This is a genomic window from Microbacterium testaceum, from assembly GCF_001476285.1.
GTDB classification, from domain to species: Bacteria; Actinomycetota; Actinomycetes; order Actinomycetales; family Microbacteriaceae; genus Microbacterium; species Microbacterium testaceum_B.
This window is the reverse complement of record NZ_LDRU01000016.1, coordinates 25,965-43,869: the sequence shown is the minus strand read 5'-3', so window position 1 is coordinate 43,869 and position 17,905 is coordinate 25,965. Positions and strand designations below refer to the sequence as shown.

At 68.8% G+C, this 17,905-nt stretch carries 13 protein-coding genes; 8 read left to right on the top strand and 5 right to left on the bottom strand.

Features of this window, described 5'->3' with window-relative positions; translation table 11 throughout:
- The first annotated feature begins 8 nt into the window (after nucleotides 1-8).
- The 3 genes from NS283_RS03475 to NS283_RS03465 all read left to right on the top strand — a co-directional run bounded on the left by NS283_RS03475 (nucleotide 9) and on the right by NS283_RS03465 (nucleotide 4,242).
- Nucleotides 9-938 (top strand): glycosyltransferase family 2 protein, encoded by a 930-nt coding sequence (locus NS283_RS03475; protein ID WP_058595489.1) that lies wholly within the window; start codon nucleotides 9-11, stop codon nucleotides 936-938.
- Between the two features lie 62 nt (nucleotides 939-1,000).
- Nucleotides 1,001-1,528 (top strand): hypothetical protein, encoded by a 528-nt coding sequence (locus NS283_RS03470; RefSeq protein ID WP_058595488.1) that lies wholly within the window; start codon nucleotides 1,001-1,003, stop codon nucleotides 1,526-1,528.
- Nucleotides 1,525-4,242, top strand: a complete 2,718-nt coding sequence (locus NS283_RS03465) for a hypothetical protein (protein WP_241492179.1) — start codon at nucleotides 1,525-1,527, stop codon at nucleotides 4,240-4,242. The genes NS283_RS03470 and NS283_RS03465 overlap by 4 nt, the downstream gene beginning before the upstream one ends.
- A 54-nt stretch (nucleotides 4,243-4,296) precedes the next feature.
- Here the strand turns inward: NS283_RS03465 and NS283_RS03460 are convergent, their stop codons facing one another.
- Nucleotides 4,297-5,718 carry a sugar nucleotide-binding protein gene (locus NS283_RS03460; protein WP_058595537.1) on the bottom strand — a complete coding sequence of 474 codons (1,422 nt, stop codon included), beginning with the start codon at nucleotides 5,716-5,718 and terminating at the stop codon, nucleotides 4,297-4,299.
- 5 nt (nucleotides 5,719-5,723) lie between these two features.
- Nucleotides 5,724-6,722, bottom strand: coding sequence for a dTDP-glucose 4,6-dehydratase (rfbB, locus tag NS283_RS03455; RefSeq protein ID WP_058595487.1), 999 nt, complete (start codon nucleotides 6,720-6,722; stop codon nucleotides 5,724-5,726).
- A gap of 81 nt (nucleotides 6,723-6,803) precedes the next feature.
- Between rfbB and rfbA the strand changes: the two genes are divergently transcribed.
- Genes rfbA through NS283_RS03430 form a run of 5 tightly spaced genes read left to right on the top strand, consistent with a single transcriptional unit; the run spans nucleotide 6,804 to nucleotide 13,723 of the window.
- Nucleotides 6,804-7,679, top strand: coding sequence for a glucose-1-phosphate thymidylyltransferase RfbA (gene rfbA, locus NS283_RS03450; RefSeq protein WP_058595486.1), 876 nt, complete (start codon nucleotides 6,804-6,806; stop codon nucleotides 7,677-7,679).
- The gene (locus tag NS283_RS03445) at nucleotides 7,663-9,615 is read left to right on the top strand and encodes a rhamnan synthesis F family protein (RefSeq protein WP_058595485.1); all 1,953 of its coding nucleotides are present in this window, start codon (nucleotides 7,663-7,665) and stop codon (nucleotides 9,613-9,615) included. Before rfbA ends, NS283_RS03445 begins: the two co-directional genes overlap by 17 nt.
- Nucleotides 9,612-11,546 carry a rhamnan synthesis F family protein gene (locus tag NS283_RS03440; protein ID WP_058595484.1) on the top strand — a complete coding sequence of 645 codons (1,935 nt, stop codon included), beginning with the start codon at nucleotides 9,612-9,614 and terminating at the stop codon, nucleotides 11,544-11,546. The genes NS283_RS03445 and NS283_RS03440 overlap by 4 nt, the downstream gene beginning before the upstream one ends.
- 42 nt (nucleotides 11,547-11,588) lie before the next feature.
- Nucleotides 11,589-12,509, top strand: a complete 921-nt coding sequence (locus NS283_RS03435) for an ABC transporter permease (RefSeq protein ID WP_058595483.1) — start codon at nucleotides 11,589-11,591, stop codon at nucleotides 12,507-12,509.
- A gap of 5 nt (nucleotides 12,510-12,514) precedes the next feature.
- Entirely contained in the window at nucleotides 12,515-13,723 is a 1,209-nt protein-coding gene (locus NS283_RS03430) for an ABC transporter ATP-binding protein (RefSeq protein ID WP_058595536.1), read from the top strand.
- Nucleotides 13,724-13,802: 79 nt separating this feature from the next.
- On the opposite strand, the gene NS283_RS03425 is transcribed toward NS283_RS03430, so the two are convergent.
- Genes NS283_RS03425 through NS283_RS03415 form a run of 3 tightly spaced genes read right to left on the bottom strand, consistent with a single transcriptional unit; the run spans nucleotide 13,803 to nucleotide 17,894 of the window.
- Nucleotides 13,803-16,040, bottom strand: a complete 2,238-nt coding sequence (locus tag NS283_RS03425; RefSeq protein WP_058595482.1) for a glycosyltransferase family protein — start codon at nucleotides 16,038-16,040, stop codon at nucleotides 13,803-13,805.
- Nucleotides 16,040-16,981: a UDP-glucuronic acid decarboxylase family protein gene (locus NS283_RS03420; protein WP_058595481.1), complete on the bottom strand. Its 942-nt coding sequence runs from the start codon at nucleotides 16,979-16,981 to the stop codon at nucleotides 16,040-16,042. The genes NS283_RS03425 and NS283_RS03420 overlap by 1 nt, the downstream gene beginning before the upstream one ends.
- 31 nt (nucleotides 16,982-17,012) lie before the next feature.
- Nucleotides 17,013-17,894, bottom strand: a complete 882-nt coding sequence (locus NS283_RS03415; protein WP_058595480.1) for a glycosyltransferase family 2 protein — start codon at nucleotides 17,892-17,894, stop codon at nucleotides 17,013-17,015.
- Nucleotides 17,895-17,905: the final 11 nt, after the last annotated feature.

Genomic DNA, 17,905 nt, shown 5'->3' with positions numbered 1-17,905 from the left:
TCGAACGCATGTCTGCACGCGCCGGGATCGTCGTCCGCACCCGCCACCGCCCGGTGTTCCTCCGCCGGGCGCTGGGGGATGTCGCCGCGCAGCGGTTCGAGGACTGGAGGTTGGTCGTCGTCAACGACGGCGGTGACGCGTCCGAGGTCGACGCCGTCGTCGCGACCGCCGGGCTCGGCGATCGCGTCGAGGTGATCCACATCCCCGCGGGGGAGGGCGGGCGCTGCGTCGCGGCGAACGCGGGAGTGCGCGCCCTCGACACGGAGTACGTCGTTCTCCACGACGACGACGACCGCTGGCATCCCGCCTTCCTCGAGCGCACGGTCGCGTGGCTCGACGCGAACCCCGCGCATGCCGCGGTGTCGGCCGCGACCGAGATCGTGTACGAGGAGAACCGCGGCGGCGCGTGGGTCGAGGTCGGCCGAGCTCCGTTCTGGGCGGGCATGAACCGGATCTCGCTCGGCGAGATGATGAGCGTGAACCGGGCCGTTCCCATCTCTGTCGTCTACCGCCGCGGCGTGCACGACGAGGTCGGCTGGTACGACGAGACCCTGGATGCCGTCGAGGACTGGGACCTCTACCTGCGGATCCTGCGTACGCACGAGATCGGTTTCCTCGCGGGGGAGCCGCTGGCCTTTTGGACGCAGCGGCCCGATTCGGTCGGTCTGGACGCGAACAGCATGTTCGGTCTCGCGGCCGAGCACGCTCGCGACGACGCGGTGGTGCGCGACCGTGCTCTCGCCGAGTGGGTGCAACGCGAGGGCCCCGGGCTGCCGCTGTACCTGTCGTCCCTCCAGACGCAGCTGGCCGCGCACGTCGATGCGGCCGTCGACCGCCTGAGGGCCGAGCTGCGCGACGACATTCGTCGCGAGATCGACGCGCATCAGCCCCTGCTCTCGCGCGTCCGGCGGCTTCGGCGGCGGCTCGGGCGTCGATAACGGGGGTCTACCGATTGTCGGCAATATTCCCATCTGTCACTTAAGCCACGCATAATGAACGCGTGAAGCACCTACACGACGCCGCTGTCCCGTCTCGTCCGAGGCGGGCGCGCGTCGCGCTGCCCGCCCTTCTCCTCGTCGCCGGCGTCGTGACGCTGTCGGCCTGCGCGACGCCCGTCGCGGGCGCTCCGAGACCGTCGCCGAGCCTCTCGCCGTCGGCGTCGCCCACCGCCAGCCCCACTCCGATCGTGACCTCGACGCCCCAGCCCGAACCGAGCGAGAGCCCGACGTCCGACACGCCGTACAACGGCGAGATCCTCGTGGTGACCTCCGAGGTCCGTGACGGCGCCCTCGAGGTGACCGCGATGGTACCCGGGGTCGCCGAGTCCGGCGGCACGTGCACGCTCACGCGCGATGACACGCAGGAATCGGTCTCGGTCGCCGGAACGGAAGGCAAGGGCGTCACCTACTGCGGCCTGATGTCCATCCCCGTTGCGAGCGGCGAAGAGAAGGTGTCCTTCCACGTCGGATACGAATCCCCGCAGCTGCGCGCGCTCTCCGCGACCGCGACGATCGAGCCAGGGCAGTGATCGTCCGCACCCGCCGCCGCAGCGTCGCGGCGGTCATCGCCGTCTGGGCGTGTGTGATCGCCGTCCTCGTGGCCGTCCCTGTCGCACTGCCCGCGACGGTGAGCCCGGTGGGGGCCGCTGCGGCCGCCGACGCGTCGGACTGGAACGCCGGCAACATCATCGACGATGCGGTGTTCTACGACGGCGACGCGATGAGCTCGAACGACATCCAGGCGTTCATGGAACGACAGGTGCCCTCGTGCCGTTCCGGGTACACCTGCATCAAGGATTACCGCCAGAACACCGACAACCGACCGGCGGACAAGTACTGCAACGGATATCAAGGTCAGCCGAACGAGAGCGCGTCGACCATCATCGACAAGGTCGCGCGCTCGTGCGGGATCAGTCAGAAGGCGCTTCTCGTGCTCCTGCAGAAGGAGCAGGGCCTCATCACCTCGACCGCTCCGTCCGACTGGAACTATCGGGCGGCGACTGGGCAGGGATGCCCGGACACCGCCCCGTGCGATGACTCGACGGCGGGCTTCTTCTACCAGGTCTACTACGGGGCCCGTCAGTTCGAGGTCTACCGCTTGAACCCCACGTGGTGGGGTTACCAGCAGGGCCGCTGGAACAACATCCTCTACAACCCGGACGGCGGCTGCGGAACACAGCGCGTCTACATCGAGAACGCCGCTACCGCCGGCCTGTACATCTACACGCCGTACGTCCCGAATCGCGCCGCGCTCGACAATCTCTACGGCACCGGCGACGGATGCTCCGCCTACGGCAACCGCAACTTCTGGCGCACGTTCACCGACTGGTTCGGCTCGACACGCGCGGGTGGCCGCCCCTTCGGCAACATCGACGCCATCGAGGCGTACCCCGGTGGCATCCGTGTGCGTGGTTGGGCGATCGACCCGGATACCACCAGCCCCATTCAGGTGCAGGCTTCACTGGGCGGCGTCGTGACGACGCTCACCGCCGACGGCGATCGCGCGGATGTGGGTGCCGCGTACCCCGGGAGCGGCAACCGACACGGCTTCGACGCGCGTGTCCCGGTCACCCAAGGGGGCACGGGCCAGGTCTGTCTGTACGCGGTCAATACCGGACAGGGCTCGAACGTGACCCTCGGATGCCGCGACATGCCCTTCTACACGGGATCGCCGGTGGGTGCCGTCGACGTCGTGAAGGCATCGTCGGGATCGGTGACGGTGTCGGGGTGGGCCCTCGATCCGGACACGGCCTCGTCCATCGCCGTCCACGTCTACGTCGACGGGGTCGGCACCGCGTTCACCGCGACCTCGAATCGCCCCGACCTCGCGGGCCCCTATCCGGTCCACGGGACGGCCCACGGTTACAACGTCACGCTGAAGATCCCTCTGGATGCCAAGCAACTCTGCGTGTACGGCATCAACACGGGGCGCGGCGACAACGCGACTCTCGGGTGCCGCAACATCATGACCCCCGCAGCGCGGGACATCGGGCGCGCCCCCATCGGGAGCCTGGACGGAATCGATGTGGCGGGGACCTCCGCGCGCGTGCGGGGATGGGCCATCGATCCCGACACGAAGAAAGCCATCCCGGTGCACATCTACGTGGGCGGACAGGGCAAGGCGTACACCGCTGACGATGCGCGCAGTGACGTCGGCGCCGCCTACCCCGCGTACGGCAGCGCGCACGGCTTCTCGGAGGTCGTCGACCTTCCGACGGGGGACAGCACGGTGTGCGCCTACGCGATCAACACCGCGGGCGGCAACACGACCCTCGGCTGTCAGAGGGTGACGGGCAAGGACAAGGGGCAGGCTCCGGTCGGAAGCCTGGACTCGGTGACGGTCTCGGGGCGCAGCGCGACCGTGTCGGGTTGGGCGATCGATCCCGACACCGTCCGTCCCATCGCGGTTCGCATCTCGGTCGATGGGAAGAGCACCCGGGTGACGGCCAACGCGTCGCGACCCGACGTCGCCGCGGTTTACCCCCTCTACGGTGCGGCGCATGGATTCTCGCGAGCCGTGGACATCCCGATCGGACCGTCGAAGGTCTGTGTGACCGCGATCAACACCAGCGGCCCCGACACCGACCTGGGGTGCAAGTCGGTCGCCACGCGCGATGAGGGACGCACTCCGGTCGGAAGTGTCGACGAGGTGCGTGTGGCCGGTAACACCGCGACCGTCCGTGGCTGGGCGATCGATCCCGACACCGCCAAGCCGATCGCCGTGCACGTGTACGTCGGGTCATCGGCGACGGTGCTCACGGCGGACCGCAGTCGTCCCGACGTCGGCGCGGTCTTCCCTCTCTACGGTGCGGCGCACGGTTTCCAGTCTTCCGTGAAGATCCCCGTCGGCACCTCGAGGTTGTGCATCTACGCGATCAACACGGTCGGTGCGAATCCCCTGCTGGGATGCACCACCGTGACGGGCGCGGCGGGCGCTCCGGTCGGCAACCTCGATGCCGTCAGCGCGGGAACGGGATCGGTTTCGGTGCGCGGGTGGGCTTTCGACCCCGACGTGAAGGCACCCGTGTCGGTCCGAGTATCGATCGACGGCACGACCACTTCCGTCCGGGCGGACAAGTCCCGCCCCGACGTGGGCGCGGCGTTCCCCGCTGCGGGTTCGATCCACGGTTTCGAGCAACGGCTCACGGCGAAGAAGGGCAAGCGTCAGGTCTGCGTGAGCATCCCGGACGACAAGGGCGCCTTCAGCGTCGATCTGGGATGCAAAACGGTCACGGTGGGCTGAACACGACGAACCCCGCTCCACCCTCGGGTGAAGCGGGGTTCGTCGTGTTCACGGTCAGCCGCGCGCGAGGTAGGCCCGCAGGCTCTCCGTGGCATCGCCGAGTGCGATGCCGACAGCGGTCGTCCCCGTCGTGTCGAGGACACTGTTGTGCGGGCGGGGCGCGACGGGCGAGGTCGCGCCGGCGAAATACTCCGCGGTGCTCACGCCGGTGACCCGGGCGGGATCGTGGCCGGTGAGCTCGTAGACCTGACGGGCGATATCGCACCAGGAGGTGGGGGCGCCCTGCCCCGTCACGTTGTAGACGCCGAAGGCGGCAACCCCGCGCACCAGGGCGTGGATCGTCGCCGCGATGTCGGACGTGAAGGTGAGACGACCCACCTGGTCGTCGACGACGCGCGGATCGATTCCCCGCTCGGCGAGAGACGCCATCGTGCGTACGAAGTTCGCACCCTCACCGATCACCCAGCTCGTGCGCACGATGTAGTGCCGGGGGACGACCGAGACGATCGCGTCGCCGGCCGCCTTGGTCTGCCCGTAGACACCCAGGGGTGCGTACGGCTCGTCGGTGCCGTAGGCCCCGTCCTTCGCTCCGTCGAAAACGTAATCGCTCGAGACGTGCACGAGGGTGATCCCGTTCGCGGTGGCGATACGGGCGAGGGCGGCCACCGCGGTGACGTTCGCCGCCCACGCCTCGGTGCGACCCTCGGGTGTCTCAGCGACATCGACCTTCGTGTACGCGGCCGCGTTGACAATCGTCCCGTAATCGCGCCAGCGGCGCGCGGCATCCAGGTCCGGCGAGGTCAGGTCGAGGTCGGCGCGCGTGGCGTACTCGATCCACGGGTGGTCGCCGAACTCCTCACGCAGGGCCCGGCCGAGCTGGCCGTTGGCGCCGGTCACGAGGATCTTCTTCGGGGGCATGGGCACGACGTCGGCGAGGCGCGGGTGGTTCTTGTCCTTCGCGCTGATCTCCACGTCGTCGAGGGGGATCGGCCAGTCGATCGCGGCGGTCTCGTCGGCGAGGTTGAGGAAGGTGTAGGTGGCGTCGGGCGACCAGTGGTCGTTCACGAGGTACGTGTACGCGGTGTCGGGTTCGAGGGTCTGGTACGAATTGCCGACGCCTCGCGGGACGAAGATCGCCGTCGACGGGTCGAGCTCCGTCGTGAAGACCGCACCGAACGAGTCGCCCTCGCGGAGGTCGACCCACGCGCCGAAGATCCGTCCGGTCGCGACCGACACGTACTTGTCCCACGGTTCGGCGTGGATGCCGCGGGTCGTGCCCACCGCGTCGTTGAACGAGATGTTGTTCTGCACCGGACCGAAGTCGGGCAGGTCGACACCCGCGGCGGTCATCTTCTCGCGCTGCCAGTTCTCTTTGAACCATCCGCGCGCGTCGCCGTGGACGGGGAGATCCAACACGACGAGCCCGGGGATCGGGGTTTCGCGCACGGACAGCGCCTTGCCGAAATCGATCGACACCGCGGTCACTGCCCCTTGCTCGCGTAGAAGGCCTCGACGCCGTCCTTCGACGGAGCCCACCAGGCCTCGTTGTCGCGGTACCACTGGATGGTGGCCGCGAGTCCGGACTCGAAGTCGCCGTACGTCGGCGTCCAGCCCAGCTCGGTCCGCAGTTTGGTCGAGTCGATGGCGTAGCGCAGGTCGTGGCCGGGGCGGTCGGTGACGAGGTCGTACGCGTCCGCGGGCTGACCGGCGATCTGCAGAATCAGTTCGACGACGCTCTTGTTGTCTTTCTCGCCGTCCGCGCCGATGAGGTAGGTCTCGCCGATCTCGCCCTTGTCGAGGATCGTGAGCACGGCCGAGGAGTGGTCGTCGGCGTGGATCCAGTCACGCACGTTCTCCCCGGTGCCGTACAGCTTCGGGCGAATTCCGCGGATGACGTTGGTGATCTGACGGGGGATGAACTTCTCGACGTGCTGGTAGGGGCCGTAGTTGTTCGAGCAGTTGCTGATCGTGGCGCGAACGCCGAAGGAGCGCACCCATGCGCGCACGAGAAGATCGGAACCGGCTTTCGTCGACGAGTACGGGGATGACGGGTTGTAGGGCGTCGACTCGGTGAAGCGCGCCGGGTCGTCGAGCTCGAGATCGCCGTACACCTCGTCGGTCGAGATGTGGTGGAAGCGCACGTCGTGACGGCGCGCGGCTTCGAGCAGCGTGTACGTGCCGATGATGTTGGTGTCGAGGAAGGGGCGCGGGTCGTGCAGCGAGTTGTCGTTGTGCGACTCCGCGGCGTAGTGCACCACGGCGTCGGCCTCAGCCACCAGCGGGTCGACGACGGCCGCGTCCGCGATGTCGCCGACGACGAGACGCACGCGGTCCTCGGGGAGGCCCTCGAGCGACGCGCGGTTGCCGGCGTAGGTGAGCTTGTCGAGCACCGTCACCGTGTGGTCGGTGTGCGCGATGACGTGGTGCACGAAGTTGGAACCGATGAAACCGGCGCCACCGGTCACGAGAAGACGACTCATGGCCTCAAGATTACCGGTGCACCCGTCGCGCCGTCGGGCGCTGGATTGGCACCCGCTTGCGGATGAGGGAAACTGGTCTTCATGCGCGGAATCATTTTGGCGGGCGGCACGGGCTCCCGACTGCACCCCATCACTCAGGGAATCTCGAAGCAACTCGTGCCCGTCTACGACAAGCCGATGATCTACTACCCGCTGTCGACGCTGATCCTCGCCGGCATCCGCGACATCCTCATCATCACGACACCACAGGATTCGGAGCAGTTCCAGCGTCTCCTCGGCGACGGGTCGCGCTTCGGGATCTCGCTGACGTACAAGGTGCAGCCGTCTCCCGACGGTCTCGCGCAGGCCTTCCTCCTCGGTGAGGAGCACATCGGCTCCGACTCCGTCGCGCTCGTCCTGGGCGACAACATCTTCTACGGGCAGGGCATGGGCACGCGCCTGCGCCAATACACCGAGCTGGACGGCGGTGTCGTCTTCGGGTACCGGGTCGCGGACCCGACGGCATACGGTGTCGTCGAGTTCGACGCGGACGGTCGAGTGGTCTCTCTCGAAGAGAAGCCCGAGCACCCGAAGAGCAGCTACGCCGTTCCCGGACTGTACTTCTACGACAACGACGTGATCGAGATCGCGCGCGCCCTCAAGCCGTCCCCCCGCGGCGAACTCGAGATCACCGACGTCAACTCCACCTACCTCGAGCAGGGACGCCTGCGCGTCGAGCTGCTCCCGCGCGGCACCGCCTGGCTCGACACCGGGACGTTCGACTCGCTGAGCGAGGCGACCGAGTTCATCCGCACGGTCGAGAAGCGTCAGGGGCTCTCGATCGGCTGCCCCGAGGAAGTGGCGTGGCGTATGGGCTTCCTGTCCGACGACGAACTGCGAGAGCGCGCTGAACCGTTGGTCAAGAGCGGCTACGGCCGCTACCTGCTGACCGCACTCGACAATGCCGCGGACCGCTGACGCCGTGGCGCCGGTCGCCGCCGCCGCGGGCGTGAGCCCGGAGGCGACCGACCGTGCCGTGGTCTACGCCGTTCGCGCGAAGGGTCGCATCGAAGAGACCACCGTCCTGGCCCTGCGATCGCTCCGTGCTCTCGCCGCGACGATCGTCCTGACGCACCCTGGAACCCTGTCTCCCGAGCATCGGACACTCCTGGCGGGACTCGTCGACGATGTCCTCGAGACAGAGGCCGAACAGTTCAGCTCGACGTCCTACGCCGCAGCTGTCGAGCGCGTTCGTCGTCGCCGCGCCCAGACGACCGAGGTCGTGCTGACCGGCGACTCGTGGTTCGGCCCGGTTGCCGACCTGGACCCGCTCTTCCAGCGCATGGCGGACACCGGAGCCGACGTCTGGGACGTCGTTCCCCCGGCACCCCCTCGGGAGTCCTTCCCCGAGGAGGGATTCCCCGGCGTGGCGGACCGGCCCTGGTTCTTCACGGTCGTGCGACGCGAGTTCTTCACCGGGAGCGCCTGGACCCGCTGGTGGGCCGAACAGAGCCAGCCGGGTGAGAGGGAACGGTCCTTCGCGAGCTACGTCGCCGCCGCGGGGGCTCGTCATGAGCGGGCCTTCGACACCGAACGGCTACACGCGAACGACCCCGCGCTGTTCGCCCCCGAAGACCTCCTCGACATCGGAGTTCCGTTCGTCGATCGCGCGGTGTTCACCAGTTACCCGCCCTTCCTGGATCGCTTCGCCATCCTCGCGAGCGAGATCGCCGACATGATGGGCGAGCGCGGGTACCCCCTCGGGGTCCTGCGGTCGAGTCTCGCCTCCTGCATGCCGCCCAAGGCGCTGAACACCAACCTCGGCCTGCTCTCCGTCCTCTCGGATCACGCGGTCGATGCCGAGAGCGGATCGTCACTGTCGATCGCGGCCGTGGTGCACGTCAGCGACATCGACGAGGTCGACGAGGTCCTGCGTCGCCTGCAGTTCCTTCCCCCCGGCGCGTCCGTGTTCGTCACGACGACCGAGGGCGTCACAGCGGCGCGCCTGGAGCGCCTCCTCGAGGCGTGGGCGACGACGAACGCGCACACCTACGAGCTGCGCGTGACACCGCAGAGCCCGGGGCGCGACATGGCCGACTTCTTCGTCGGCTGTCGCGACATCCTCCAGTCCGACGAGTACGACCTCGTCGTCAAATTGCACATGCGCCGCGCGCCGTGGAAGACGATGAACCGTCTGCGCTACTTCCGCCGCTACCAGTTCGACAATCTCCTCAGCAGCCCCGGGTACGTCCGCAACCTCCTCGCTCTCTTCGAGAAAGAGGAGAAGCTGGGGGTCGTGTTCCCGCCGATGATCCACATCGGCTACGCGACCATGGGGCGAGGGTGGGCAATGCTGCAGCCGCACGCGAAGCGCCTCGCGAAACGGCTCGGCATCCGCGTTCCCCTCGACGTCATCTCGCCGCTCGCGCCCTACGGGGGGATGTGGGTGGGCCGGCCGGCCGCGTTCCGCGCCATGATGACGCGACGGTGGACCTTCGCCGACTACGACTGGCGGTTCCAGCGTCGGTTCGGTCATCTCGCGCACCTCCAAGAGCGTCTCGTGAGCGCCGCGGCAGGGCAGGCGGGCTTCTACTGCCGGACGGTCTTGAACCACGCACACGCCGAGATCAGCTACACCGCCCTCGAGTACAAGGTCGACCAGCTCTTCTCCACGACGCGCGGGTGGCCGGTCGAGCAGATCCGGTTCCTCCACCGCGCCGGTTACACCGGCTACGGCGGGACGGTCGCCCTGGCGCGCATGTTCCTCCGCGTGAACCATCCCGGTGTCGTCGACACCTTCCGCCCGTTCTACCGGCTCGCGTGGCGAGGGTTCCGGGTGGTGTCGGCGGTGCGCCGGTTCACCTCGCGGCTGCGCACGGAACGGGGAGAGAAAGACCAGGAGGCGTCGTCGTGAAGACCGCAGAGCTCATCGGCGACTGGACGCGCCCCGCCGACACGTTCCCGGAGGACGGCAAACGTCTGCTCATCTACGTGGTGTTCGACCGTCGGGGCGAGGTGGGCGACTTCGTCCTCTACGCACTCGAGCACCTGCGCGCCTTCTGCGACGAGATCGTCGTGGTCTCGAACGGTCCGCTCACCGCCAAGGGACGAGAGCGTCTCGAGACGGTCGGCGACCTGGTGCTGGAGCGTCCCAACGAGGGCTACGACATCTGGGGCTACAAGCACGGGCTGGATGCCGTGGGGGAGCGGGTCGCGTCGTTCGACGAGCTTCTGCTCGTGAACGACACCTGGTTCGGGCCGATCCGCCCGTTCGGACCGATCTTCGATCGGATGAACGCCCACCCGCTGCACTTCTGGGGCATGACGGACCACCTGCGCGTGGAACCGCACCCGTTCACCCCGGAGGACCAGGACTACCTGCCCTATCACCTCCAGTCGTACTGGGTTGCCGTCCGTCGGCGCATGTTCACCTCACCCGAGTGGCAGGCGTACTGGCGAGATCTGCCCGCGATGAAGACCTACTCGGACGCGGTCACCAAGCACGAGGGCATCTTCACGCAGCACTTCACTCAGCAGGGGTTCTCGGGCGAGGTGGCGTTTCCGACGCTCACCGACAAGATCGAAAACCACGCGGTCCTCTACGCCGAGCAGCTCATCGATGCGGGGTGTCCGACGCTCAAGCGGCGGCCGTTCTTCCAGTGGCCGGTGTTCCTCGATCGTGTCGCCGTCATCGGCAAGTGGACCCTCGAGGCGGCCGAGCGCAACGGGTACCCGGTCGAGCTGATCTTCGACGATCTCGCCCGAAACGTCGAGCCGCGCGTCCTGAACGCCGACGCGGCGCTGTTGCGCGTCCTGTCGCCGACGGATGATGCGTATGATCCCGCCAAACCGCTGCGCACGGCCGTGATCGCGCACATCTTCTACGTCGAGATGACCGACGAGATTCTCGATCGCGCCGGGTACCTGCCGGGAGACGTCGATCTCATCGTCACGACGCCCGAGCGAGAACGAGCCGACGAGATCGAGCGCATCGTCGCCGCCCGGAAGTTCCCGGGACGAGTGGACGTCCGTGTCGTCGCCTCGAACAACGGGCGTGACCAGGCGGCGTTCCTCATCGGATGCCGCGACGTGCTGCTCTCCGACGACTACGACCTCGTGGTCAAGATCCACTCCAAGAAGACGCCGCAGGACGGCGCCAACGTGGGACGGCACTTCCGTCGTCATCAGTTCGAGAACCTCCTCGCCGGGCCGCACGAAGCCGCCAACGTCGTCGCCCTCTTCCAGCAGCAGCCGGGACTCGGGCTCGCGTTCCCTCCCACGGTTCATCTCGGTCACCCCACGATGGGGCACAGCTGGTGGGCGAACCGACCCGGGGTCGCAGAACTGTGCGCCGAGCTCGGCATCCGCGTCCCCTTGGACGAGGTCTCGCCGCTCGCACCGTTCGGATCGATGTTCTTCGCCCGTCCGCAAGCGCTCCGGCTCCTCGTCGAGCGGGAGTGGACCTACGACGAGTTCGGCGGAGCCGAGGCCTACGTCGACGGGGGACTCGCCCACATCCTCGAGCGGATGCCCGTCTACGCGGCGGGCGAGCTGGGGTTCCACTCGATGACGATCGCCACGCCCGCGTACCTCGCCAAGAGCCACACGGCCTTCGATTACAACCTCGATCAGATGTCGGCGACGATGCCCGAAGACACCCAGCACCAGGTGCAGTTCCTTCGACGCGCCGGCTACATCGGGTGGGGACGGTTCCGCGACTTCGTCGACATGTGGGTGCGGCTCCACCGTCCGGACGCGGCGGATCGCGTCGACAGTCTGTTCGCGCGGACCGAAGGAGTGCGCGGCGGGTTGTGGCGCGCGCGGCAGCGTCTGCGACGTCGCTGAGTTCAGACGTCGTGCAGAATCTCACCACTAGAATCGGTCCCCATGCCCAGTTCTTCACCCGCCGCGGCTAACGCGCGCTTCGCACGCCTCGCGGAGATGCCGATGCGCTCCGTCGGCGTCACCCCCGGCCTGGGGTTCGCGTCGCTGTGGACCACGCTGCGCGACATCTTCGCGCGGCGCGAGATGCTGGATCTTCTCGTCAAGCGCGACGTCAAGGCGCGCTACAAGGACTCGGCACTCGGATTCGTCTGGGCGCTCATCCGCCCCCTCATCCTGCTGGGCATCTACTTCGTCGTGCTCGGACAGTTCCTCGGTGCGGCGCGCGGCATCCCCGACTTCGCCATCTTCATCTTCACCGGTCTGACCGCGATGAGCCTGTTCCAGGAGATCGCGGTGGGTGGCACCGGGTCCATCATCGCCAACGGCGGCGTGGTGAAGAAGGTCTACATGCCGCGGGAGATCTTCCCCCTGGCGGCCACGGGGTCGGCCCTGTTCAACTTCCTCATCCAGCTCGGCGTGCTGCTGGTCGCGACCGTGATCGCGGGCAAGCCTCCACTGCACTGGGAGATCGTGTACGTCGTGCCGTCGCTGATGCTGATCCTCGTCTACGGTGTGGCGTTCGCCCTGTTCTTCTCGGCGGTCAACGTCTACCTGCGTGACGTGCAGTATCTCGTCGAGGTCGTGACGATGCTGCTGATGTGGCTCTCGCCCGTGCTGTACGCCTGGCATCTGGCGAGCCAGATCATCACCAGCCCCACGCTGCTCGAGATCTACACCAATAACCCCCTGACCCTCGCCGTCCTCGGGTTCCAGCGTGCCTTCTGGCTGGGCGGCGACGGCCTGGAGCAGCCGGCGCACCTCGTGCTGCGCATGGCGATCGCCCTGGCGGTAGGACTCGTGCTGCTCGTGCTCAGTCACCGCGTCTTCGTGCGCCTGCAGGGCAACTTCGCCCAGGAACTGTGATCGATATGTCGTTTGACGTGGCCCCCGCACCGGCGCGCCCCGAGGTCGTCGTCCTCAACGACGTGTCCAAGCGCTTCGTGGTGCGCAAGGACACCTCCATCAAGGAGCGGATCGTCACGCTCGGCCGCGCGGGGCGTCGACACCGGCAGAACTTCTGGGCATTGAGCGACGTGAGCCTCGACATCCGGGCCGGGAACACGATCGGCCTGATCGGTCACAACGGTTCCGGCAAGAGCACGCTGCTCAAGGTCATCGGCGGGATCATCCAGCCCACGTCGGGTGACGTCAAGCAACGGGGACGCGTCGCCGCGCTCATCGAGCTCGGCGCCGGCTTCCACCCCGACCTGACCGGGCGCGAGAACGTGTACCTGAACGCCTCGGTCCTCGGCCTCAGCCGCGAGGAGACGAAGTCGAGCTTCGACGACATCCTCGATTTCTCGGGCGTCGGCGACTTCATCGACACGCAGGTGAAGTTCTACTCGTCCGGGATGTTCGTGCGCCTCGCCTTCGCGATCGCGGTGCACACGGATCCCGACATCCTGCTGGTCGACGAGGTCCTCGCCGTCGGCGACGAGCAGTTCCAGCGGAAGTGCCTCGACAAGATCAAGGAGTTCCAGCGCGAGGGGCGCACGATCATCATCGTCTCGCACGCCCTCGATCAGATCGAGGAGCTGTGCGACCGGGTGATCCTCATGGACAAGGGACGCGTGGCATTCGACGGCCTCGCCGAGGCGGCGGTCGAGCGCTTCCGTGAACTCCTCGAAGAGGGCTCCGGTAAGGTCGCGGACCGGCCGGAACAGGTCACGCGAGCCGCCGAGATCGTCTCGGTCGACGTCCGGTCGGCCGATGGACGCAAGACGAACGACTTCGAGTCCGGAGAGTCCTTCCGCGTCGGGGTCACGGTCACCGGTCTGCGCGCGCTCGACGAGTGGGCCCTCGGCTTCAGCATCGACACGGCCTCCGGGCTCCTCGCTCTCGCGTCGAACACGAGCATGCTGGGCGCATCGCTCCCGCCGCTCCGTGCGGGGGAGACGGTGACCATCGAGGTCGACGTCGACGGCGCCCGTTTCAACCCGGGGAGCTACTGGATCAACGCGAACCTGCACGGCATCAGCGAGTCGACGTCCCACTCCCTCATGCAGGGCGCGGAGTTCACAGTCCACGGTCAGTCGGACTCTCTCGGCTCGGTCCCCGCCGAGGTGCGTTTCCGCTGACGCGTTCTCACGCGATTGCGCGTTCGGCGCCGCTCGAACCGCGCGGCCGCGTCGGGTGGAAGCCGCCTGGTCGGGCGGATCAGACGGTGGACTCGAGCCCGCGGGCCCGCAGCGCGGCATCCAGAAGAGTTCGGGCGCGCGCATCGAAGGAGTGCTCGGCGCGGATCCGCTCCGACGCCGCCGCCAGGGTCGCGGTGTCGGGGAACACGGCATCCCGATCCCCCGACAGCATGTCGATGAGCTCCGGGACCGTGTCGTAGGTCGCCACCGCCCCGCCGAACAGGGCGTCGATCCCCTCGACCCGGTCGCTGATGGCCCGCCCGCCCGCGGCGACCACGTCGAAGAGGCGGTTGCCGATGAATCCGCGGCGCTGCATCGCGGGCCAGTGGTCGTTGAGCACGACGCCGGCGCTCTCGTACAGCGCGGGGAGCTCGTCGTTCGCGACGCCGGTCGCGCGGATGTGCGAGGCCGGGATCCAGCCGCGCCAGTCCGGTCCGATGACCGTGACGGGGATGCCGGCGCGGATCGGTTCGACCACGGACGGACGCAGGATGCCGCGAGCCGTGCCGACGAAGAGGATGTCGTCGCCGCGCGGCCGACCGGTCGGACGGAAACGGGTGGCGTCGGTGCACTGCAGGAGCGGGGCGATGTCGACCCCGAGCTCGGCTCCGGCTTCGCGGGCCCACGGGGCTGAGGCGGCGAACACGCGGTCGAAACCCCTCACGTCGGCGCGGGTGATCTCGTCGGGGTGGCTGATCACCCACAGGAGCGAGACGCCGTAGGGGGAGGCCTCGAGGGGTTCCGGGCCGCGCAGGGCGACGGTGACGTCGTCGAGGTGGCGGGTGGAACGCGCGCGCGCGGCGTAGGAGTCGATGACGACCTCCTGCCCGAGACGGCGCAGCGCGCCCGCGAGGGCGCGTGCGAAGTGCGTGTCTCCCCATCCCTCGGCGCGGGGCCCGACCGGGATGGCGGTGCGCAGCGCCCAGCGCAGGACAGGGACCTCCGTTCCGTCGGCCAGCGTCGTGCGGCGGGGCGGGCGTCGCACGCGCGGCGACGGCCCCTCGGACACACGTTCCCAGCCCGCGCGACGGAGCAGGTCGTCGGTCTCGACGGGCCGCACCGCGGAACGGATGCCGTCGAGGTCGGCACGCGGGGCGGTCGAGCGCGTGCGCGTCTCGAGGTCGAGCGCCACGATCGCGCGCTCTCCGACGAGGCTCGCGGCATCCGATCCGCGCAGGTCGGACCGGACGTCGTCGCGTCGCGCGGCGAACGTGAGACCGGCGAGACCGGGCACTTCGAGGTTCGTGTCGGTGCCGAGCGCGGAGATGTCTTCGATGGGGTGCCCCGCGAGGAAACGTCCCTCGGCGTCGGCACCGACGGCGGCGATGGTGCCGTCACCGTCGCGCCAGACCGGCGCCACGGCCGTGCCGACCGGCTCGGCCTCGAGCCGTTCGGCGAGACGGATCGCGTCCGCGGCGGTGAGCGTCTCGTTGGGTCCGCGAACCACGACGACCTCGGCCGCCGAACTGCGCAGGAGTTCGTCGAGAGCCCGGGCGGGATCGTCGTGGCGACGACGGCTTACGCGGACGCGCGGGTGCGAGGCCGCCATCATCGACGCGAGCGTCCAGTCCTCGGCGCGGCCGTCCATCACCGCGATGGCGACGCCCTGGTCGTCGCGATCGGCGAAGAGCACCGCCTCGGCGAGGGATTCGTCGAAGTCCCATTCGTCGGGTCCGAGCGCGAGAATGAGCTCGCGTTCGAGCGGGCGCTCCCCGGGGGTGGCCGGCACTTCGCCGCCGACGCGCGCCCGATGCGCGGCCCGTGTGATGACGGTCGAGAGTTCGGCCCACGACGCCGCGGCGGGTTCGGCTTCGGGACCGTACGGGAGCGAATGCGTTTCGCGGCGTCGCCACGCGTGCCCCACGGGGCCGCCCGGGGCGTCCCACGAGTCGGGGTGTCGGGCGCCGTAGGCTTGCGCGTCCCACAGCGGGCTCACCTGCAGACCCCGAGGGTCGGCGACGAGGTAGGCGTAGAGGGCCGGGACGCGCCACGCCTCGGGGAGGTGGTCGCCCACGGCGGTGTCGACGAAGAGAGGCGACAGGCGCAGGCCGGTGCGGAATCCGCCGTTCACGTATCGACGCACGGCCGCGGCCTCGGAGAGCGTCTTCCCGGTCTGCGCGCGGACGTAGGCGAGGTCGACGATGCCCGCGCGCCGGATGACCCGTGCCCACCAGATGCGATCGGCCCGCGCGACGACGGGGCGCAGGAGGGCGGAGTCCCGCGCGGCGCGCACGCGCGAGCGGAGAGCGGACAGCATCAGTCCGTCAGGACGGAGCGGAAGTACGCGATGGTCCGTTCGAGCCCCGGCTGCAGCGCGACCGTCGGCTCCCACCCGAGCTCCCGGCGTGCGAGGTCGATGTTGGGCTGCCGCTGCTTGGGGTCGTCCTGCGGAAGGGGGCGGTGCTCGATCGTGGACGAGCTCCCGGTGATCTCGAGCACGGCGTTCGCGAGCTCGAGCATGGTGAACTCGCCGGGGTTGCCGACGTTGATGGGGCCGGTCACGTCGTGGCCGGTGTCCATGAGGCGGACCATGCCGTCGACGAGGTCGTCGACGAAGCAGAACGAGCGGGTCTGCGAGCCGTCTCCGTAGATCGTGATCGGCTCGCCGCGGAGGGCCTGCACGATGAAATTCGAGACCACGCGCCCGTCGTTCGGGTGCATGCGCGGGCCGTACGTGTTGAAGATGCGGATGACCTTGATCGACAGGTCGTGCTGGCGGCGGTAGTCGAAGAACAGCGTCTCGGCGGCGCGCTTGCCCTCGTCGTAGCAGGAGCGCGTGCCGATGGGGTTCACGTTGCCCCAGTAGTCCTCGGTCTGGGGGTGGACCGCCGGGTCGCCGTAGACCTCGGAGGTCGATGCCTGGAGGATCGGCACGCGCAGGCGCTTGGCGAGGCCCAGCATGTTGATCGCGCCCATGACGCTGGTCTTGGTGGTCTGCACCGGGTCGTGCTGGTAGTGCACAGGCGACGCGGGGCAGGCCAGGTTGTAGATCTGGTCGACCTCGACGTACAGCGGGAAGGTCACATCGTGCCGGAGGAGCTCGAATCGCGGGTTGTCGAAGAGGTGCTCGACGTTGCGACGGGACCCCGTGAAGAAGTTGTCGACGCAGATGACCTCGTTGCCCTCGGCCAGGAGGCGCTCGGAGAGATGGGACCCGATGAAGCCGGCGCCGCCGGTGATGAGAACTCTGGATGACACGTTCTCAGCGTAACAGCGGGGTCTCGGGCGCTCAGCGGGTCGCGGAGACCATGCGCGCCTGGCCGAAGGTGCGCCCGAGGGTGCCCTCGAGGCGACCGAGGAACATCGGCCACCCGTCGCCGAGCGTGATCGGTCGCGGGTTGCGGACGCCGTAGAGCAGGCCCGCGGCCGTGAAGGCGAGCCGCCACCAGAGGGGGTATCCGTGGACGGCGAACGCGCGCCCCGTGCCGCGGCCGTAGGCGCGCAGCTTGCGCCTGCGGTCCGCCGTGCTCAGCCCGAAGCCGGTCGAGATCCCGTCGACGTGGACGTCGGCGGGGAGCCATCGGAACTCGTGGACCAGGCGCGGCTCGCGCGCCATCGCGCGCAGCAGCAGATCGGTGCCCTCGGCCACCTGCCAGGGCGACGCCGACCCGGGACCGATGTTCTCGTCGAACCCGCCGACGGCGTCGAAGAGCGAGCGGCGGATGAGGATGCCCATCTCGATGACCGACCACACGTTGTACTTGTCGAGCGGCGTTCCCGCGGACGGCAGCGTCGTCTTGGGACCGCGCTCATCCCAGGAGGTGAACCCGCCCGCGAGGAAGTCGGCCCCGTCGACGGCGGCGTGCAGGGCGGCGACGGTGCCCGCCGGGTAGGTCGTGTTGTCGTTGGGGAAGGTGACGACGGCGTCGCCGGCGGGGAGCGCGGCGACGCCGGTGTTCCGTCCCAGCGAGGCACCCCGGGCCGAGGTCGTCGCGGTCACCGGGACACCGCGGGCGGAGAACTCGGCGGCGAGGGCCGCCACGTCGTCCTGGGCGCCCTGCGCGACGAGGACGACGTGATCGCCCTCCCGCAGTTGATCTTCGAGGGAGGCGAGAAGCGCGCGGAGCGGCTCGAGCCGCCCCAGGGTCGTCACGACGAAGCCGATGGTCATGGGGCGTCCTC